The organism is Seonamhaeicola sp. ABD4_175 (assembly GCF_056160885.1).
Genome location: NZ_JBSWYC010000003.1, coordinates 599,726 through 619,845, shown reverse-complemented (window position 1 = coordinate 619,845; position 20,120 = coordinate 599,726). Strand labels below are relative to the sequence as shown.

22 protein-coding genes are annotated in these 20,120 nt (G+C 33.3%); 8 read left to right on the top strand and 14 right to left on the bottom strand.

The window, feature by feature from the left end; all coding sequences use genetic code 11:
• Positions 1 to 53: 53 nt before the first annotated feature.
• The 3 genes from ACXAG4_RS12495 to aroB all read right to left on the bottom strand — a co-directional run bounded on the left by ACXAG4_RS12495 (position 54) and on the right by aroB (position 1,900).
• Positions 54 to 224 (bottom strand): type II toxin-antitoxin system RelE/ParE family toxin, encoded by a 171-nt coding sequence (locus ACXAG4_RS12495; RefSeq protein WP_475296413.1) that lies wholly within the window; start codon positions 222 to 224, stop codon positions 54 to 56.
• A gap of 3 nt (positions 225 to 227) precedes the next feature.
• Complete coding sequence (locus ACXAG4_RS12490) at positions 228 to 446, bottom strand: hypothetical protein (RefSeq protein ID WP_475296412.1); 219 nt, start codon at positions 444 to 446, stop codon at positions 228 to 230.
• Between the two features lie 386 nt (positions 447 to 832).
• Positions 833 to 1,900 carry a 3-dehydroquinate synthase gene (aroB, locus tag ACXAG4_RS12485; protein WP_475296411.1) on the bottom strand — a complete coding sequence of 356 codons (1,068 nt, stop codon included), beginning with the start codon at positions 1,898 to 1,900 and terminating at the stop codon, positions 833 to 835.
• 97 nt (positions 1,901 to 1,997) lie between these two features.
• On the opposite strand from aroB, the gene ACXAG4_RS12480 reads away from it, so the two are divergent.
• On the top strand, positions 1,998 to 3,176 hold the full coding sequence (locus ACXAG4_RS12480) for a proline dehydrogenase family protein (RefSeq protein WP_475296410.1): 1,179 nt from the start codon (positions 1,998 to 2,000) through the stop codon (positions 3,174 to 3,176).
• Positions 3,177 to 3,364: 188 nt separating this feature from the next.
• On the opposite strand, the gene ACXAG4_RS12475 is transcribed toward ACXAG4_RS12480, so the two are convergent.
• The 7 genes from ACXAG4_RS12475 to ACXAG4_RS12445 all read right to left on the bottom strand — a co-directional run bounded on the left by ACXAG4_RS12475 (position 3,365) and on the right by ACXAG4_RS12445 (position 8,357).
• The gene (locus ACXAG4_RS12475; protein WP_475296409.1) at positions 3,365 to 3,688 is read right to left on the bottom strand and encodes a type II toxin-antitoxin system PemK/MazF family toxin; all 324 of its coding nucleotides are present in this window, start codon (positions 3,686 to 3,688) and stop codon (positions 3,365 to 3,367) included.
• Entirely contained in the window at positions 3,679 to 3,924 is a 246-nt protein-coding gene (locus ACXAG4_RS12470) for an AbrB/MazE/SpoVT family DNA-binding domain-containing protein (RefSeq protein WP_475296408.1), read from the bottom strand. Before ACXAG4_RS12470 ends, ACXAG4_RS12475 begins: the two co-directional genes overlap by 10 nt.
• A gap of 222 nt (positions 3,925 to 4,146) precedes the next feature.
• Positions 4,147 to 5,211 (bottom strand): SDR family NAD(P)-dependent oxidoreductase, encoded by a 1,065-nt coding sequence (locus tag ACXAG4_RS12465; protein WP_475296407.1) that lies wholly within the window; start codon positions 5,209 to 5,211, stop codon positions 4,147 to 4,149.
• A gap of 69 nt (positions 5,212 to 5,280) precedes the next feature.
• Positions 5,281 to 6,042: an NYN domain-containing protein gene (locus tag ACXAG4_RS12460; RefSeq protein WP_475296406.1), complete on the bottom strand. Its 762-nt coding sequence runs from the start codon at positions 6,040 to 6,042 to the stop codon at positions 5,281 to 5,283.
• A gap of 145 nt (positions 6,043 to 6,187) precedes the next feature.
• A complete protein-coding gene (locus tag ACXAG4_RS12455) occupies positions 6,188 to 6,781 on the bottom strand; it encodes a sugar transferase (protein ID WP_475296405.1) in 594 nt (197 codons plus the stop codon).
• Position 6,782: 1 nt separating this feature from the next.
• Entirely contained in the window at positions 6,783 to 7,136 is a 354-nt protein-coding gene (locus tag ACXAG4_RS12450) for a hypothetical protein (protein ID WP_475296404.1), read from the bottom strand.
• A 21-nt stretch (positions 7,137 to 7,157) separates the two neighbouring features.
• Positions 7,158 to 8,357: an alanine dehydrogenase gene (locus ACXAG4_RS12445; RefSeq protein WP_475296403.1), complete on the bottom strand. Its 1,200-nt coding sequence runs from the start codon at positions 8,355 to 8,357 to the stop codon at positions 7,158 to 7,160.
• Positions 8,358 to 8,541: 184 nt separating this feature from the next.
• On the opposite strand from ACXAG4_RS12445, the gene ACXAG4_RS12440 reads away from it, so the two are divergent.
• Positions 8,542 to 10,968 carry a TonB-dependent receptor domain-containing protein gene (locus ACXAG4_RS12440; RefSeq protein WP_475296402.1) on the top strand — a complete coding sequence of 809 codons (2,427 nt, stop codon included), beginning with the start codon at positions 8,542 to 8,544 and terminating at the stop codon, positions 10,966 to 10,968.
• Position 10,969: 1 nt separating this feature from the next.
• On the opposite strand, the gene ACXAG4_RS12435 is transcribed toward ACXAG4_RS12440, so the two are convergent.
• The 4 genes from ACXAG4_RS12435 to porX form a co-directional block, all read right to left on the bottom strand.
• A complete protein-coding gene (locus tag ACXAG4_RS12435; protein WP_475296401.1) occupies positions 10,970 to 11,491 on the bottom strand; it encodes a hypothetical protein in 522 nt (173 codons plus the stop codon).
• A complete protein-coding gene (locus tag ACXAG4_RS12430; RefSeq protein WP_475296400.1) occupies positions 11,454 to 11,597 on the bottom strand; it encodes a hypothetical protein in 144 nt (47 codons plus the stop codon). Before ACXAG4_RS12430 ends, ACXAG4_RS12435 begins: the two co-directional genes overlap by 38 nt.
• A 207-nt stretch (positions 11,598 to 11,804) precedes the next feature.
• Positions 11,805 to 12,209 carry a tRNA (adenosine(37)-N6)-threonylcarbamoyltransferase complex ATPase subunit type 1 TsaE gene (gene tsaE / locus ACXAG4_RS12425; RefSeq protein WP_475296399.1) on the bottom strand — a complete coding sequence of 135 codons (405 nt, stop codon included), beginning with the start codon at positions 12,207 to 12,209 and terminating at the stop codon, positions 11,805 to 11,807.
• A gap of 92 nt (positions 12,210 to 12,301) precedes the next feature.
• Positions 12,302 to 13,855, bottom strand: a complete 1,554-nt coding sequence (gene porX / locus ACXAG4_RS12420) for a T9SS response regulator signal transducer PorX (RefSeq protein ID WP_475296398.1) — start codon at positions 13,853 to 13,855, stop codon at positions 12,302 to 12,304.
• Between the two features lie 65 nt (positions 13,856 to 13,920).
• Between porX and ACXAG4_RS12415 the strand changes: the two genes are divergently transcribed.
• From ACXAG4_RS12415 to ACXAG4_RS12390, 6 genes are all read left to right on the top strand, one after another.
• On the top strand, positions 13,921 to 15,144 hold the full coding sequence (locus tag ACXAG4_RS12415; protein WP_475296397.1) for an HD domain-containing protein: 1,224 nt from the start codon (positions 13,921 to 13,923) through the stop codon (positions 15,142 to 15,144).
• A gap of 96 nt (positions 15,145 to 15,240) precedes the next feature.
• On the top strand, positions 15,241 to 16,251 hold the full coding sequence (gene lpxD, locus ACXAG4_RS12410; RefSeq protein WP_475296396.1) for a UDP-3-O-(3-hydroxymyristoyl)glucosamine N-acyltransferase: 1,011 nt from the start codon (positions 15,241 to 15,243) through the stop codon (positions 16,249 to 16,251).
• Positions 16,252 to 16,253: 2 nt separating this feature from the next.
• Positions 16,254 to 17,660, top strand: coding sequence for a bifunctional UDP-3-O-[3-hydroxymyristoyl] N-acetylglucosamine deacetylase/3-hydroxyacyl-ACP dehydratase (locus tag ACXAG4_RS12405; RefSeq protein WP_475296395.1), 1,407 nt, complete (start codon positions 16,254 to 16,256; stop codon positions 17,658 to 17,660).
• A gap of 54 nt (positions 17,661 to 17,714) precedes the next feature.
• Positions 17,715 to 18,500, top strand: coding sequence for an acyl-ACP--UDP-N-acetylglucosamine O-acyltransferase (lpxA, locus tag ACXAG4_RS12400; protein ID WP_475296394.1), 786 nt, complete (start codon positions 17,715 to 17,717; stop codon positions 18,498 to 18,500).
• 4 nt (positions 18,501 to 18,504) lie between these two features.
• Positions 18,505 to 19,071 carry an elongation factor P gene (efp, locus tag ACXAG4_RS12395; protein ID WP_475296393.1) on the top strand — a complete coding sequence of 189 codons (567 nt, stop codon included), beginning with the start codon at positions 18,505 to 18,507 and terminating at the stop codon, positions 19,069 to 19,071.
• 75 nt (positions 19,072 to 19,146) lie between these two features.
• Positions 19,147 to 20,091, top strand: a complete 945-nt coding sequence (locus tag ACXAG4_RS12390) for a UDP-3-O-(3-hydroxymyristoyl)glucosamine N-acyltransferase (RefSeq protein WP_475296392.1) — start codon at positions 19,147 to 19,149, stop codon at positions 20,089 to 20,091.
• Positions 20,092 to 20,120: the final 29 nt, after the last annotated feature.

Here is a 20,120-nt window from a genome sequence, read left to right as displayed (position 1 = left end):
TAATCTGATAATATAAGGTTGTTTGTTTTGTTACAACACATTTATACAGGTTTTTAGAATTCAGATGATTTCGGAAAGCTTTCTGGATGCACTGAAATTTGGTTGATTTTTTCAGTTAATTTAGTAATAAAATCATCTCTTGTTTTTGAATTCCAATGTTTTATTAAGTATTCTGATAGTTTTAGAAGCTTAGTTTCTGCAAGAGCAGATAAAAATACAGTCATTATTTACGACATTTTATTTAAAAAATCCTCGTAAGAAATCCTTCGTCCTTCTTTAAGGTCTTGAATGCCTTTTTTTATTTCTGCTTGCTCAGAGGCAGTAAGGTCATACCAAAAATCTTTTTCTTCTTTTTTTACAAAATCAGCTATACGTTGAATAAATTCAGCGTTTTCGTTTTCTAAAATGATTTTTAATAATTCTAGTTTTGTGGTTTGTATGCCCATGTAAATAAAAATTGTCTTAAACAAATTTACAAAAAAACAGCTCAATTTTAATACCAGGTTTTTGATACCATGCTTTGTAGTGAGATGTAACGCGAACTGAGTTGCTAGGATTATAGGTTATATTGAGGGGGACTGTACAAACTTCGGCATATTTTTTAGCGTGCTTTACTAGATAGTGTAGGCATCACGTAAATCTGAAAAGTTTACACCTTTTACGGTGCGACCATTTTAATACCTAGGCAAGGAATTATTCTTTTTGTAAGCATAATTTTTTGCATCATCATCAGTTCGCGTGATGCGATTTTATTGGTATCGTATTGTGTACTATGACTTCTCGATCAATGCCTTGTGCCTCAAAATCACGTGAACTGATGCCATATTAGTATTTAACTGGCGTAATATGCAAAGGCATCAATAATAATGGCATCATCTACTTTGCAATCTATTTTAGGTTTTCCTATGGCTTCTAACAATACAAAATTAATATTGCCGTGGTTATTCTTCTTGTCATATTTAAGAAGCTCCATTATTGGTTCATATTCAGAGGCATCAATTTTCACTTTGCCATAGTAACTAACAAATAATGCTTTAATTGCATCTGTAGTTTCTAGAGGAAACCCTGTTAATTGAGTAGAAATATAGTTTGCTAAAATCATGCCTATTACAATAGCTTCGCCATGCAATAGTGTTTGCTTGTTTGGGTGACTTAAAAAATAAGATTCTATGGCGTGCCCAAGGGTATGCCCATAGTTTAGGGTTTTGCGTATACCATCTTCAAAAGGGTCTTCGCTAACCACATGCTTTTTTATAAGTACCGATTCATAAATAAGCATGTCTAAATCGGCCAAGGTTAATGCGGCTAAATCTTGAAACTTTTGCCAATAGGTATCACCGCTAATGAGGCCGTGTTTTAGCATTTCGGCAAGACCAGAGCGCATTTGGTTTGCTGGTAGTGTATTTAAAAAATACGGATCTATAAGTACCATATCTGGGTCGCTAATAACCCCAATTTGATTTTTTAAATGCCCTAAATCTACGCCTGTTTTTCCACCTACCGAAGCATCAACCATAGATAATAGGGTAGTAGGCACATTAACATAAGCAATACCTCTTTTAAAGGTACAGGCTACAAAACCACCAAGATCTGTAATAACGCCACCGCCAATGTTTATCATAAGACTTTTTCTATCGGCATCAAGATCAGACAGGGTGTTCCAAACGCCCACACAAGTGTCTATGGTTTTATGTATTTCGCCCGATGCTATTTCAATAATCTCAATAGCAACATTGGTTTCTAAATGTTTTAAAAATAAAGGTAAACAATGGGTGTGCGTGTTTTCATCTACTAAAATGAAGATTTTAGAGAAATTATGTTGTGTAATGTGCGCATTTATAGAAGTGTAGCACGTATTGTTAAAATGAATTTTACAATTTTTATAACTAATAGAATCCATAAAAAAAAGTTAAAATTTTTAAAGCCGTGAAATTACGGCGTTTTTATATAAAATGATAGCATAAGGTTAATTATATTTGCCGAAAATTTTGAAGATAATGCAACAAAACAATCAAATCTTTAATAATACTGAAATTGCGTTTTCATTAAAGAACAATACCGCTTTAAAACGCGCGTATTATTTGTTTAGAATGATTTCTATAGCGCCCTTGGTTAAAATAGGCACTGCACTTACCCATGTTGCTATAAAATTACGTTTGCCTATTGATGGTTTAATACGTGCTACCGTATTTGATCATTTTTGTGGCGGTGTTAACGAAAACGATTGCGTACCTGTAATTAATGCGATGTATGACAAAGGGGTGTGTTCTGTATTAGACTATTCTGTGGAAGGCAAAAATGATGAAACACATTTTGATGCGTCATGCGAAAAAATACTAGAGATTATTGAATTTGCCAAACATTTAGAAGCTATACCTATTGCGGTTTTTAAACCTACGGCATTTGGTAGTATACGTTTGTATGAAAAAGTAGGTGCTGGCAGTACATTAAGCCCTGATGAACAAGATGCATGGCAACGTATTGTAGCGAGGTTTGATGCCGTTTGTAAAAAAGCCAAAGCTTATGACGTTGCTATTTTAGTTGATGCCGAAGAAAGCTGGATGCAAGATGCCGCCGATGGTTTGGTAACACAAATGATGCAAACTTACAATACCGAAAAAGCGCTTATTTTTAATACACTGCAAATGTACAGACACGACCGTATGGCGTTTCTAAAAAAAGAACACGAAAAAGCTCTTGCCGAAGGTTATTTTTTAGGTTATAAAGTAGTACGTGGCGCGTATATGGAAAAAGAAAATGACAGGGCTGAAGACCGCGGCTATACATCACCTATATGCAAAGACAAGTTTACAACCGATGAAAATTTTAATGCAGCTTTAAAATACATTATGGCGCATATAGGTACCATTGCTTTATTTGCCGGAACACATAACGAAAACAGTTCATACTTGCTTATGGATTTAATGCAAAACCAACAAATAGCCCATAATGATGCCCGCGTATGGTTTGGCCAATTGTACGGTATGAGTGATCATATTAGTTTTAACTTGGCACACCATAGCTATAATGTGGCTAAGTATTTACCGTTTGGCCCTGTAAAAGATGTGATGCCTTATTTAATTAGAAGGGCTGAAGAAAACACCTCGGTAGCAGGACAAACCAGTAGAGAATTAACGCTAATAACCAAGGAGATCCAACGCCGAAAAGAGGCGTAGTTTTATAGTGGGTTACAATCGGCAACACACAGGCAACGTCAGTATTTATTGTTTGTTTCTTAAATTTTATATTTTGCAACAACACAATCTAATTATTTACTGTCAACATGTACCAAAAGCAAATTACCAAAAATTGTAGTCTTATAACTAAGTAATTAATTTGCACATTGTAGGCATAAGTGCTTTTTTTAATCTACAAAGGTTTCTTTTATTACTTCTTTGCAATTTCTGATTTCTGATGTTGTCAAACATTCAAAAACTCGGACGATTCTGGTTTTATCAACTGTCCGAATTTGGTCTATTGCAATCATTCCCTTTTTTCCGTTATGTTTTACTGAAACTCTTGTTGGATACTTTTTCAGGTTTGTAGTCATTGGAGCAAGCACGATGGTGTTTAAGTATTTATTCATTTCATTTGGAGAAACGATAACACAAGGTCTTGTCTTTTTTATTTCACTCCCAATTGTTGGGTCAAGATTTACAAGAACTATTGCATATTGTTTTAAATCCATTCTTCAAGGTTTTCATCATCGAACACATCATTCATAAGTAATTTGTCGTCACCGTTTTCACTCATTTCCTTAAATTTCTCTTCCCAATTTTTTCTTGGTGAAATAACAGGTTTTATGATTATCTGCCCTTTTTCAAGAATAAGTTCAACCTTGTCTTTTATGTTATATTTTTCCAAAATGGTCTTGCTTAAACGAAGCCCTTTTGAATTTCCAATTTTGATTATTGATGTTTCCATAATATCTTAGTATGTTATTACAAAGTAAATACATTTTATTACGATATCAAAATTTGTTCCGTATTGATGTTAATAATCTATAAATGCCATTACTGCATAGTCAACTACCTCTAAGAATTCACCCGATATTGCTAGCGTAACTGTAAAACCGAAAAATTTTGTGTATTTTCAGTAATTGATGGTTATGAGTAATCGTTTCAATGAAAAAAATGCAAATGCGTTTTAGATATGTGCTTTAAGTAAGGCTTTTATAGTATGTGCAGCAGTATGCGGTTTTACTGTTTTAAACACTGAAATATCTGTAATGTTATTGCATGGTGTTTGCGTGCTAATTTCAAAAATATCTTTATGGGCGGTAGGTATTAAGGTTTCATGAGCAGCAACTAAGATTTCTGAAAACTTTTCACCTGGCCTAAGGCCTGTAATACGGATATGATCTTCTATATTTTTATGATTACGCTGTAAAAGCTTTTTTGCGATATCTATAATTTTAATGGCTTGCCCCATGTTGAAACTGTATAATGTATAGCCTTTACTTTTATATGTTGCTATTTGTAAAATAAGTGCGGTAGCCTGTTGCTTGGAAATAAAATAGCGTGCAATATTGGTATTTGTAATGGTTAGCGGTAAACCCAACGCTAATTGTTGTTTAAACTGGCATACCACAGAACCATTAGAACCAAAAATATTACCAAACCTTGCTGTTATAAAGGAGGTAGTACTGGTTTTAGATAGGGTGTGTAGATAGTTTTCGGCCACCTTTTTACTCATGCCCATAACACCCGATGCTTGCACAGCTTTATCGGTTGATATAAACACAAATTTTTGTACCTTAAATGTATGCGCCATATTAGCTACACGATGTGTACCTAAAATATTTACTCTAACAGCATTGTATGGCGCGTTTTCCATAAGGGGCACATGCTTGTAAGCGGCGGTATGAAATACCAGTGTTGGTTGGTGTGTTTTAAAAATGTGCAACAATGCATCTTCATCTAAAATATCTAAAAGTGCAAAAGTTATGTGGTTGTTTGCTGTGTTTTCTAAGGCTTTGCTAAGATTATAAAGAGGGGATTCTGCAACATCAACAGCTATTAATTTTTTAACATTTGAAGCAGCCAATTGATTGGTTAATGCACTGCCAATGGTGCCTGCAGCGCCTGTTATTAAAATGGTATGTTGTGAAAAATCTAGTGTTTTATTTCGTGTAGCATAGGTAGTTTGTGCAGAGACCTCTTCATAGCTATTAAAAAGTTGGTCTAAATAATTGGGCGTATTTGGTTTCATGTATGCGCACTATGAAATTAATTTATTGTATGGTAACGTATAAATATACGATGTTTTAAATTTAAATTTTTAATTACGTGTCAACCGCTTTTCTTTATTTTTCACATAAACTAATTTGTATTTTCCTTTTTGGTTTTCGCGTTTTTCAATATCAAAAGAAGCTGTTGCATTTATTAGTGGCGTTAACTTTTGAAACCCATAGTTTCTAGGATCAAAATTAGGACGTTTTTTTTGAATTAAACTTCCAACGTCTCCTAAAAAAGCCCAACCATCATCATCTGACACGGCATTAATAGAATCCGCAATAAGTTTCAGCTCTTTATTTGTTATTTTTTCAACTGATTCTGTGTCTTGTTCTTTAGCTTCTTCAGATTGTTTTTCTTTTGATTGTGTTTTAAGAATTTCAATATATATAAACTTATCACAGGCCACTATAAAAGGGTTTGGTGTCTTCTTTTCACCAATACCAATTACCTGCATACCTGCTTCTCTTAATCTTGTTGCTAATCTGGTAAAATCACTGTCACTAGAGACAATGCAAAACCCATGTACTTTATTAGAGTATAAAATATCCATAGCATCGATAATCATGGCTGAATCTGTAGCATTTTTACCAGAGGTATAACCATATTGTTGGATAGGTGTTATGGCATGTTCTAATAACATGTTCTTCCATTTAGATAAATTAGGCTTAGTCCAATCACCATAAATTCTTTTTATTGTGGGGTTGCCGTATTTTGCTATTTCTTCCATCATTTCTTTTACGTATGCAGAAGGTATATTATCGCCATCAATAAGAACGGCAAGGTTTATGTTTGTTGTCTGTGACATGGTTTTTATGTGTATTTTAAGCTTAAATTGCTTAATTATGATGTAAATTAAATTTTTATTTTGTGTAGATGTTTTTTACTAAACGTATAAAATTTGTAATGTAGTCATAAAAATAGAAACGGCAGCATTTATAATTAAAAGTATATTATTTAGTTATGACTTTAAAAATTGTTTGCGCTATAAGTTTTATATCTAAAAAAAAGCTTTGATTTTTAATGTAGGTTTTATTGTAACGCAGTTTATCAGGTATTATAGTATGTATAAAAAAATGTTCAGGATCATCGGCTGCTTTTAAAAGTTCAACCTCATTCCGATATTTTAAAGAGGCAAGCCCTGTAATACCTGGGCGTACCGCAAAAATTTTCATGTCATCTTCAGTATAAAAATTAACGTAATATCGTAGTTCGGGTCGTGGCCCTACAAAACTCATATCGCCTTTTAAAATATTGAATAACTGTGGAAATTCATCTAATTTATACCGTCTTAATACATAACCAACTTTCGTGATTCTATTATCATTATTACCAAGGGTGAGCAAGCCCGATGTTTCAGAACGCACACGCATGGTTCTAAATTTATAAATATTAAAATCTGTGTTGTGCTTCCCAACACGCCCTTGTATGAATAGGATAGGGCCTTTAGAGTCTAGTTTTATAAGTATGGCAATAATTGCAAGTAAGGGCGCCGTTATGATAATACCAATAACCGAAAAAACAATATCAAAACCTCGTTTTAGCATGTTAGGGGGCGTGCTTAAAATTTTTAACGGTAGCTATACTATCGCAGTTTTCAATGGTTAATTCATACAGAAAGTCATTGTGCTGCCCTTCAATACAATAAGTGCCACAAGGTGTTTGCCTAGGGTTGCTTTTTGAAAACACCACATTACCAGTATGCAAAATTTGTGTAATTACTACAGAATCTTTTAAAAACCTTGGTGTATAATGAAGGGTTTTAGAGTTTATGTTTTTTAAAACGCGTGCTTCTGGTCCGTAACTACACGAGGTTTTTTTACCACTTAAAAAAAAGGCTAAAATGATTAAACCTACTGAAAAGCCACCCAAATAGTAGCCTAAACGTTGCATTAATTTCATGTATTGTGTTTTAGGAAGCTGTTAAAAAATAAGCAAATTGGCATCATTATACCCTAAATCGAACCATTCGCCAACGGGTTTACTGGTTAAAATGCCGTGGTAAAAATACAACCCATTTCTTAAACCGCGGTCTATTCGTAATGAATTTTCTAAACCACCATCTTCTGCAATTTGCATTAAGTAGGGCGTGAAAATGTTACTTATTGAAACTGAAGCAGTTTTGGGATATCTGGCAGGAATATTAGGCACACAATAATGTACCACACCATGTTTTTCAAAGGTGGGGTTTTTATGAGATGTTACTTCACTGGTTTCAAAACAGCCACCCATATCAATACTAACATCTATAATAATAGCGCCTTTTTTCATAGATTGTACTAAACTTTCAGAAACCACTATAGGCGATCTGTTTTTACCTCTAACAGCACCAATAACCACATCGCAACGTTTTAAGGCTTTGGTTAAATTTTTAGGCTGAATGGTAGATGTGAAAAAAGGCCTACCCAAATGTGTTTGAATGCAGCGTAATTTGGTAATAGAATTATCAAAAACCTTCACGTTAGCCCCTAATCCCATGGCGCCTCTGGCAGCAAATTCACCTACTGTACCTGCACCTAAAATAACCACCTCAACCGGTGGCACACCACTAATATTACCAAACATAAGGCCATTACCCGTATGGGGGTTTGATAGCAATTCTGAAGCAATTAATACCGAGGCAGTACCCGCAATTTCGCTTAATGATTTTACCGCAGGGTATGTGCCATCGGCATCTTTTATAAACTCAAAAGCCAGAGCTGTAATACGTTTGCTTGCTAAGGTTTCAAAGTATTTTTTTGTTTGTGTTTTTAATTGTAATGCCGATATTAGGATGGTACCGGGATTTATAAGTTTTATTTGCTCTAGTGTTGGTGGCTCTACTTTTAAAATCATAGGACAGCCAAATACTTTGGCGGTATCTTTGGTTATTTCGGCACCTGCTTCACTGTAATCTTTATCTGTAAAACTAGCGCCTTCACCAGCACCGGCCTCTAATAATACGCGGTGGCCATTATTTACTAGCGCATAAACAGCATCGGGCGTTAAACAAATACGTTTTTCTTGAAAAGCGGTTTCTTTTGGAATACCTATAAATAAATCACCCTTTTTTTTAAAAATTTCTAAGGTTTCTTCTTGCGGAATAAGCTGTTGCTTAGTAAAAGGCGATAATGGATTTGACATGGTGTTGTTTGTTTATAAAAATCAAATTACAAATAAATTTTTTAATGCGAATTAAAACAAAATATAATTATTGATTAAAAAAATCACAAATTAATAAAAGTGATGTTTGTTTTGCCGTTTTCTGTGGTTTTTCCGAAGTCCATAAATGTTAAATTATGTATTTTTGTAATCAGAATTTAACCTAATGATAAAAAAAATACTACTTCTCTCTATTATATTTTTTAATAGTCTAGTGTTTTCTCAAACATATACTGTAAGCGGTAAAGTTATAGACGAGCAGCAAATGCCTATAGCGTTTGCTAATATTGTTTTATTGCAAAATGAGGTGATTATAAAAGGAACCACTACAGACGACCATGGTAATTTTGTGGTGCAACATTTAAAAAGTGGTGTATATACCTTAGAAGTACGTTTTTTGGGGTATAGCACGTTAAAAAGATCGTTAACAGTTTCTAGTGATGTTAACGTGAATACTATAATATTAAAAGATGCCGTAGAATCTCTTGATGGTGTTACGGTTGTTGCTAAAAAACCTACTATAAAGCGTATGGTAGATAGGTTGGTGTTTCAAGTTGAAAACTCCACCCTTTCTAACAATACCATGTTAGATGTGTTAAAACATACGCCTAGTGTTTTGGTGTTTGATGGCCGTATATCTATTAAAAATTCAGAACCTACCATATACATAAACGACCGTAAAGTACATTTGTCTGCCAATGAAGTGTTACAGCTTTTAGAGGCAACACCGGCCAATAACATAAAATATGTAGAGGTTATTACCAATCCGCCAGCAAAATATGAAGCTGAAGGCGGTTCGGTTTTAAATATTGTAACTACTAAAAATTTAATCACGGGCTATCACGGTTCTGTTTATGGTAATTATAAACAGGGGTTTCAGTTTCCTAAGTTTTCTTATGGTACGAGTCATTTTTTTAAATCAGATAAGCTGAATACGTATGTTAATTTTAATGATAATCCGCAAAAAGCCTACAGAAACAATTTAGAGTTTGTAAACTTTTACACCAATAACGCCCAAACAACCGCTTGGGAAACAGATTATAAACGTACCAGACAATCGGCTAACAAAACCATTAATGCGCAAATAGATTATAGTATAGATGCCAAAAATAGTTTAGGGTTAAGTACCAATATGCTTATTTCACCAAGGCGACCTTCGCAAACCGATGTAGATTCCTATACCGAAGTTTTTGATGCTAATAAAAATTTAGATTCTACATTTCACACCACTAACAATGCTGTTTTAGAGCTTTTTAATATGGCATTTACGTTAGATTACAAACATCAATTTAATAAAGAAGGTGCACAATTATCGGCCAGTTTGCATCATACAAATTATGATTTTTCTAACTTTCAAGATGTTAATACTGGTTATTTTTTACCAAATGCAAACAGCCCTTTTAGAAATAATAAATTTCAAACCTTTTCTAGTCAGGTTATAAAACTAAGTACAGCACAAACTGATTTTGAATGGCCTTTGGCTAATGATGCTTTGTTTGAAACAGGGGTAAAGGTGTCACATATAAACTCTGAAAGTGTTTTAAATCAGTTTTCTTTTGAAAATGGAATGAAAGAAACAGATTTAGAAAATTCTGATATTTTTGATTATGAAGAGGGCAATTACGCCGCCTATGTTAGTTTTGAAAAAGATTGGCAAAATTGGAGTTTAAAAGCAGGCTTTCGTGGTGAATATACTACAATAAATAGTGTGTCTGCATCACAAAATCAAGATAATGACACTAATTATTTTAAGTTGTTTCCATCGGTTAATCTTTTGCACCATATTAATCAAAATCACGAAGTGTATGCCAACTATAAAAAACGTATTTATAGGCCTAGATATAACCAGTTAAACCCGTTTAAATTCTTTTTAAACGATAATACATACATTACAGGAGACCCAGGGCTATTACCACAAATTGATGACGTGTTTACATTAGGATATACCCTAAATAATACCTTTACTTTTGAGTTATACTACCGCTATGAAAACAATCCTGCGTTAGAAGTTAGTTTTCAAGATAATAACGAAAACCTTATAAAATACATAAATACTAATATAGACAACAGCGTGTCTTATGGTTTCGATTTTACAACCTACACGCCAATACTTAAAGATTGGAGTATTTATGTATTATCTAGTATTTTTTATTATGATAATACGTTTATTGCTTTAGAAAACAATAACGCAACGTTAAATTTTGAAAAGTGGACATTATTAGCACAAATGGTGAATTATGTTAGCTTTTTAAAAGATAAAAGTTTAAGTGCTGAAGCCTCTTTGTTTTATATATCGCCTATAGTTGATGGCCCTTCGGAAGCAAGTTCGCGATTGGGAGTAGATTTAAGCCTAAGAAAAACGTTTTGGGACAATAAAGCGTCATTAAGTTTAGGAGTTACCGATATTTTTAACACGCTAAACTTTAATTACAACACCAATTATTTAAACCAAGATATTTTAACAAAATCGAATATAGAAAACAGGTTGTTTACTGTTGGCTTTAACTACAAGTTTGGTAATACAAAACTAAAAATTAAAAAGCGCACCATTGAATTGGAGGAAAGAGACCGCTTAGAGCGTAACGATAAGTAATTTAAAAGTATTGTTTAATTTTTTGCCAAAAGTTTTTTGGCGATAATTTTAATTCTTCTTCTAATTCTTCTAACGATTTTTCAGCATCGTTAATTTTGTTAAAAATACGCGCCCTTATTAAATAAATTGACGGAATAATTATTGCCATTATTGGAATTAAATATATCAACTGATTAGAGTCAATGTATTCTTGATCCTCATTAAGCGTATTGAATATTTGGTATGCATACATTGCAATTGGAACCAGTAAAACATGATACCACCAATGCCTGCATGTAAAAAACCACAATAGCAGTAGTATAAGTGGAATTGTTTTGCTAGCAATAATCCACATAGCTACATTAGCATTTTCGTAAAAAATACTTCTGTATGTAAAAAAAGAAGTGCTCCAAACCTTTTCGTTTGGAACACTTTCGTATAAGTAAAATAAATAAGGCGTACTTGCTATTATGGTAGCAACAACACTGCCTATTATTAAGCCTTTTTTATCCGTGCGTTGGAACTTTGATTTTTGCTTTTTCAACTTTTGCTGTTTCTGCTCCATTTTCGTTTAAAGAATCTGCTGCTTGTGCTACAAATAACATGCCTCCGAAAATCGCTAAAGCGATTAAATACTTTTTAGTTTTCATTTTTTTAAGGGATTTAAATTAATTAATTATTTACCTCAAAAGTAGCTAAAGACTAAAATTCAGTTGGCTTCAAAATGTTAAAGAAATGTTAAAAAGAGGGTTTTTGTAAAATTTAGCTATGGTTTTTCCGTACATAGCAAAAAGTACACTCATTTTAATCATTTGGTTTAGCGTTACAAATGCAACAGTATTCTGCTTTTTTGTTGGTTACTGTAATGTTAACGTTCTTGAATTGTCTGGGTTTAAAACAATTTTAATACAATTAACAGGGTTATCAATATGTTTTTCTATTAATTCTGGCCATTCAATTAGTATGTAGTTTTCACTATATAAATAATCTTCAATACCAAAATTATAAGCTTCTTCAATATCTTTTATTCTATACAAATCAAAATGATATATTAATTTATCATTTGTTTCATATTCATTGACTATTGAAAACGTTGGGCTACTAACATCGTCATGACTACCTAGGGTTTTAACCAAATGTTTTACCAATGTGGTTTTACCAACGCCCATGTTGCCATATAATAGTATGATGTTGCTAGTTAAATTGTTAACTATGTTTTGCGCTATAGCATCAATGTTTTCAATGGTATAATCAACTTTCAAAATCTACCTATTTTAATGCAAGTATAAGTAATTAATTTATCTTTTCCTAGCAGCCCAATGCATTTCATCGGGTGTTTTGTGTATTATGTGGATTATTTTGGTGAAAGCACCGTAAACGGAATAATCATTTCTTCCATGGAAATACCCCCATGTTGATATGTGTTTCTGTAATAGCTTACATAATGATTATAATTATTGGGGTAAGCAAAAAACGAGTCGCTTTTAGCAAAAATAAACGAACTGCTCATAGTTATTGCAGGCAAGTGTAATGCTTTGGGGTTTTTAACTTCAAAAACTTCTTTGGAATCATAGGTTAAACTTCGGCCTGTTTTATAGCGTAAATTTAAGCTGGTTTCTCTATCGCCTATAACTTTTGAAGGGTTTTTAACATTTATAGTACCGTGGTCTGTGGTTAAAATAAGTTTAAACCCAAGTTGTTGTGCTTGCTGAATCATGTCTAACAACGGTGAGTTTTTAAACCAACTTACGGTTAATGATCTGTAAGCTTTATCATTTGAAGCTAACTCTTTAACTACTTCCATTTCGGTTTTAGCATGCGATAGCATATCAACAAAATTATAAACCACCACAGTTAAATCGTTGTTTTTTAATGTACTAAAGTTTTCTGCTAGTTTTTTTCCGTTTTTTAGGTTGGTTATTTTATGGTATTCATAGTTTAAGTTGTTTAAGCCTAAACGTTTCATTTGGGCGTCTAAAAAATCGGCTTCGTGCAAGTTTTTGCCACCATCATCCGTATCATTTTTCCAAAACTGCGGAAATAAGGTTTCCATATCACTAGGCATTAAACCTGAGAAAATAGCATTTCGCGCATATTGGGTTGCCGATGGTAGTATGCTAAAAAAGGCATCTTCTTTGTCTTTTTTATAATAATTATTAATTATAGGTTCAAAGGCTTTCCATTGGTCGTATCTTAAGTTATCAATTACCAAAAGTAATGTAGGTTGTTTAGGTGAAATCTCGGGTAGTACCTTTCCCTTAAATAAGGTGTGAGACATAACCGGCGCATTGGTATTTGGTTCAAACCATTTGGGGTAATTTTTTTCAATAAACTTACCAAATTGTATGTTGGCTTCGTTTTTTTGCGATTCTAAAATTTCAAACATCCCGGTGTCTTCAATATCTTCTAATTGAATTTCCCAATAAATAAGTTTTTGGTATAACTCTACCCATTCTTCATAGGTGTTTACCATGGCCAAATCCATAGCTATTTTTCTAAACTCTTGTTGGTAATTAGAGGTGGTTTTTTCAGAAACCAGTCTGGAGTGATCTAAATTCTTTTTTAAACTTAATAATATTTGGTTAGGGTTTACGGGTTTTATAAGGTAATCGGCAATTTTATTACCAATAGCTTCTTCCATTATATATTCTTCTTCGCTTTTTGTAATCATTACAACGGGCAAATTGGCCTTTTTTTCTTTGATAGCATTAAGCGTTTCAAGACCTGTTAAACCGGGCATGTTTTCATCTAAAAAAACAATGTCAAACGCTGTATCTGCTATGGCATCTAGCGCTTCGGTACCGCTTTTGCATTTGGTGACTTTATAATGGCGTTGTTCTAAAAAAATAATATGAGGTTTTAGTAAATCTATTTCATCATCAACCCAAAGTATATGTATTGTATTCATTAAAGCTACTGTTAAATGTTATTGTAATAATTATATTTGTAAAATATAACCGCAATTTTAAAAGTTTGAATAAACTTAAAATATTAAACGACCCAATTTACGGATTTATTACCATTCCAAATTCGTTAATTTTTGATTTAATTCAGCATAAATATTTTCAAAGGCTTAGGCGTATTACCCAAATGGGTTTATCGTATTTAGTTTATCCTGGTGCACATCATACCAGATTTCATCACGCTTTAGGTTGCATGCATTTAATGCAGCAGGCTGTAAATGTGCTTCGTTTTAAGGGTGTTAGCATTTCTGAAGACGAAGAAAACGCGCTTTACATTGCTATTTTATTACATGATATTGGGCACGGGCCTTTTTCACATGCTATGGAACATAGTATTGTAAACAACGTATCACATGAAGAAATTTCATTGCTTTTTATGGAGCGTTTAAATGAAGAATTTAACGGAACTTTAACGCTTGCCATTGCGGTTTTTAAAGGTGAATATCATCGAAATTTTCTGTGTCAGCTTATTTCTGGTCAGTTAGATATGGATAGGGCCGATTATTTAAAACGCGATAGTTTTTACACAGGCGTTGCCGAAGGAAACATAAATAGTGAGCGCTTAATAACCATGTTAAATGTAGTTGATGATGAATTAGTGGTTGAAGAAAAAGGTATTTATAGTGTTGAAAAATTTATTGTAGCCAGACGTTTAATGTATTGGCAAGTGTATTTACATAAAACCAGTTTGGTGGCAGAACAGTTGCTAATAAGGGTGTTAAAACGCGCTAAAGAATTGCATGAAAGCGGCCATAAATTATACGCTAGTAAAGCACTTATGTATTTTTTAGATACAAAAATTACAAAAGAAAACTTTACTACTGAAACCTTAGAGGTATTTGCGCGTTTAGATGATTATGATATTATTTCGGCAATGAAACACTGGCAGTACGAAGACGATTTTGTGCTAAGCAACTTATGCGAAATGATTATTAATAGAAACCTTTTAAAAATAAAACTTAAAAAGAAACCCGCTAAAACAAGTAGTTTAGATAATCATACAACGGCATTAATGCATAAGCATAATATTAGTAGCGAAGAAGCGGCCTACTTTGTATTTACTGGAAGTATATCAAACCAAGCCTATCAATTAAAGCATAAGGGTATTAACATTTTGTATAAAAATGGCAAAATTGAAGACATCGTAAAAGCTTCAGATCACCTTAATTTGAAAGCACTTTCAAAACCTGTTACTAAGTATTATTTGTGCTATCCTAAAACAGATATCAGCTAATTAAAAATTAATAAGAAATGGTACATAGCAAATTTTAGCACATTTTTTCTATTTTTGCGCTACCAAACTAACAAATAACTACAAACTCAAGACAGTGTGAAATTTACAGCACAACAAATTGCAGGTATTTTAGAGGGCGATGTAGTAGGCAATCCAGACGCCGAAGTATCTAAATTATCAAAAATAGAAGAAGGGACCGAAGGAGCATTAACCTTTTTGGCAAACCCTAAATACACCGCACATATTTACACAACAAAAGCTACTGTGGCTATTGTTAATAAAAGTTTTACACCCGAAGAACCTATAAGCACCACTTTAATTAAAGTAGATGATGCTTATAAAGCCTTTTCAAAGCTTTTAGCGTATTATAACGAAGTTAAAAACAATAAAGAAGGTATAGAGCAACCTCATTTTATAGCAAATACAGCCTCTTACGGCAGTGGCATTTATATTGGTGCTTTTTCTTATATAGGTGAAAATGTAAACATTGGCGATAACGTTAAAATTTTCCCCAACGCTTATATTGGTGATAATGTCACTATAGGCAATAATACTGTTGTATTTGCAGGTGCTAAAATATATTCTGAAACCGTTATAGGTAATAATTGCGTGGTAAACTCAGGGGCTATCATAGGAGCCGATGGTTTTGGATTTACGCCTAATGAAAAAGGGGAATACCATAAAGTGCCTCAAATTGGTAATGTAATTCTTGAAGACCATGTTGATATTGGTGCTGCAACTACCATTGATAGAGCTACCTTAGGTTCAACCATAATACGCAGCGGTGTTAAACTAGACAACCAAATACAAATAGCACATAACGTAGAAATTGGTAAAAATACTGTAATAGCAGCACAAACGGGTGTTGCTGGCTCAACTAAAATTGGCGAAAATTGTCAAATAGGAGGGCAGGTTGGTATTGTTGGTCATATTACCATTGGTAACAATGTGAAAATACAAGCCCAGTCTGGTATTGGACGCAATGTAAAAGACAATGAAGTACTGCAAGGTTCGCCAGCTTTACCGTATTCAGATTATAACAAATCTTACGTACACTTTAAAAACTTACCAAAAATAGTTAAGAAACTAAACGATATAGAAAAATAATAATGGGAATTATAAACACTGATGTAAAACAGAAAACCATTGATAACGAAGTATCTTTAACAGGTGTAGGCTTGCACACCGGTAAAGATGTTACACTAAAATTCACACCAGCACCGGCAAACTTTGGGTTGGCTTTTAAACGCGTAGATTTAGAAGGCGCTCCAATTATTGAAGCAGATGCCAATTATGTTACCAACACACAACGTGGTACCTGTTTAGAAAAAAACGGTGTTAAAATTCAAACCTCTGAACATGTTTTAGCAGCCTTTGTTGGTTTAGATGTTGATAACGCCATTATAGAATTAAATGCCTCTGAACCACCAATTATGGATGGGTCTTCAAAGTTTTTTGTTGAAGCTATTGAAAAAGCAGGTATTGTTGAACAAGATGCGTTTAGAGAAGAATTTGAAGTTACTGAAATAGTATCTTATACTGATGAAGAATCTGGTAGTGAAATATTAGTGATGCCTGCAAAAGCATACCAAGTTACTACCATGGTAGATTTTGGTACTAAAGTTTTAGGTACCCAAAATGCTACATTAAAACAAATGTCTGATTTTAAAGAAGACATAGCAAGCTCTAGAACCTTTAGTTTTTTGCATGAACTTGAAATGCTTTTAGAACATGGTTTAATTAAAGGCGGCGATTTAAACAATGCTATTGTGTATGTAGACAAACCACTGTCTGAAGACACTATGGAAAAACTAAAAGTAGCCTTTAAAAAAGATAGTATTGCTATAAAACCTAATGGTATTTTAGACAACCTTACATTGCACTACCCAAATGAAGCTGCAAGACATAAATTACTTGATGTTATTGGAGATTTAGCTTTGGTTAGAACCCGTATTAAAGGTAAAGTTATAGCTAACAAACCAGGTCATTTTGTAAACACACAATTTGCTAAAAAATTAGCTAAAATTATAAAAAACGAGCGTAGAAACAACGTTCCTAATATAGATTTAAACCAAGCGCCATTAATGGATGTTACCCAAATAATGGCTATGTTACCACACAGGCAACCATTTTTATTAATAGATAAAGTTTTTGAGCTTACAGATAACCATGTTACAGCAACCAAAAACGTTACTATGAATGAAGAGTTTTTTAAAGGACACTTCCCGGGAGCACCTGTAATGCCAGGTGTTTTAATAGTAGAAGCTATGGCGCAAACTGGTGGTATTTTGGTTTTAAACACCGTGCCAGATCCTGAAAATTACTTAACATTTTTCATGAAAATGGATAATGTAAAGTTTAAACAAAAAGTAATGCCAGGAGATACGTTAATTTTTAAATGTTCATTAATAACTCCTATACGTCGTGGTATTTGCCACATGCAAGGGTATGCTTATGCCAACGGTAAACTATGTGCCGAGGCAGAATTAATGGCGCAAATAACAAAAGTAAAATAATATTAACTTTTTATTGCGCATAACATTTATACTTACTAAATAAAAAAATAAAAAATGAATCAACCCTTAGCGTATGTGCACCCCGGTGCTAAAATTGCTAAAAATGTAGTGATTGAGCCTTTTACTACCATAGATAACAATGTTGTTATTGGTGAAGGCACTTGGATAGGAAGCAATGTAACCATCATGGAAGGTGCCCGTATAGGTAAAAATTGTAGTATATTTCCAGGTTCTGTTATTTCTGCAAATCCGCAAGACTTAAAGTATAACGGCGAAGATACCATAGTACAAATAGGCGATAATGTTACCATAAGAGAATGTGTAACCATTAATAGAGGTACAGCCGATAGAATGAAAACCGTAATTGGCAATAATTGTTTAATTATGGCCTATTGCCACATAGCGCACGATTGTATTGTGGGTAATAACTGTATTTTTTCAAACAATAGCACATTAGCAGGCCACATAACCGTGGGCGATTATGTAGTGTTGGCAGGTATGACAGCGGTACATCAGTTTGTTTCAGTTGGAAACCATGCCTTTGTAACAGGCGGGTCTTTAGTTAGAAAAGATGTACCTCCATTTGTAAAAGCAGCTAGAGAACCATTATCATACGTTGGTATTAATTCTGTAGGCTTAAGAAGACGTGGTTTTGATACCGAAAAGATTAGAGAAATTCAGAATATATACAGAATTCTGTACCAAAAAAATTATAATAATACACAAGCTTCTGAAATTATTGAAGCTGAAATGGAAGCAACACCAGAGCGTGATGAAATTCTTCAATTTATAAAGAATTCACACCGTGGTATTATGAAAGGATATTTTAAATCAAATTAATTATATGGCAAGTACTAGTGATATTAGAAACGGATTATGTATACGATACAATCATGATATTTTTAAAATTATAGAATTTTTACATGTAAAACCAGGCAAAGGACCTGCTTTTGTAAGAACAAAACTTAAAAGTGTAACTACAGGTAAAGTTATTGATAATACGTTTTCTGCAGGACATAAATTAGAAGATGTAAGAGTTGAAACGCATAAATTTCAATATTTATACAATGAAGGCGAAACCTATCATTTTATGAATACAAGTGATTATTCACAAATAGCATTACAAAAAGCCACTTTAGATAGTCCTGATTTAATGAAAGAAGGTGAAGTTGTAACCGTTTTAATAAACACAGAAGATGGTATGCCATTATCAGTTGAAATGCCAGCAAATGTTATTTTAGAAGTTACACATACAGAGCCTGGTGTAAAAGGAAACACAGCTACAAATGCTACAAAACCAGCAACTGTAGAAACTGGTGCTACTGTTAACGTGCCTTTATTTATTAATGAAGGTGATAAAATTAAGGTTGAAACCGATAAAGGTACGTATAAAGAACGTATAAAAGAGTAATTTAAAGTGGTCTGTTTCAGTATTAAATAGTAAGTATTACTTCTGAAAACAGACTATTTTTCATCAGTATTAAGCATGAAATTTCCAAAACCACACACCTTACAGCAAATAGCGCAATTAATAGATGTAGATTTTGTTGGTGATGCTCATTTTCCAGTATTAGGCATGAACGAAATTCATGTTGTTGAACCTGGAGACATTGTATTTGTTGATCATCCAAAATATTACGATAAAGCACTACAATCGGCCGCTACCATTGTTTTAATTAATAAAAAAGTTGATTGTCCCGAAGGTAAAGCATTGTTGGTTAGTGATGACCCTTTTAGAGATTTCAATAAACTATCAAATCACTTTAAACCCTTTAAAGCAGCCAATACGCAAATTTCAGAGTCTGCTAAAATAGGTAAAAACACTGTTATTCAACCCAATACATTTATTGGCAATAACGTTGTTATTGGCGAAAACTGCGTAATTCACTCCAATGTAAGTATTTATGATGATGTTGTTTTAGGTGATAATGTTACCATTCATGCAGGCACTGTTTTAGGTGCTAATGCCTTTTACTATAAAAAAAGACCCGAAGGTTTTGATAGGTTACTATCATGCGGCAGTATCTGTATTGAAAACCATGTTGATATTGGCGCTAATTGTACCGTAGATAGAGGTGTTACAGGTGATACAACTATAAAAGAAGGTACTAAAATTGATAATTTAGTGCAAGTTGGTCATGATACCATTATTGGTAAAAAATGCTTAATAGCCTCGCATGTTGGTATTGCTGGTTGTGTTGTTATTGAAGACGAGGTTACCATTTGGGGGCAAGTTGGTATAACAAGCGGCATAACCATAGGAGCTAAGGCGGTAATTTCGGCAAAATCGGGTGTTAGTAAATCTTTAGAAGGCCATAAAAGTTATTTTGGTGTGCCTGCCGATGATTTTAGAAGCAAATACAAAGAAATTGCTTCCATTAAAAAAATTCCAGAGATTTTAGATTATATAAAAACACAAGCAAAGATTTAGTTTTTTCTAAAAATAATTGCATTATTCCT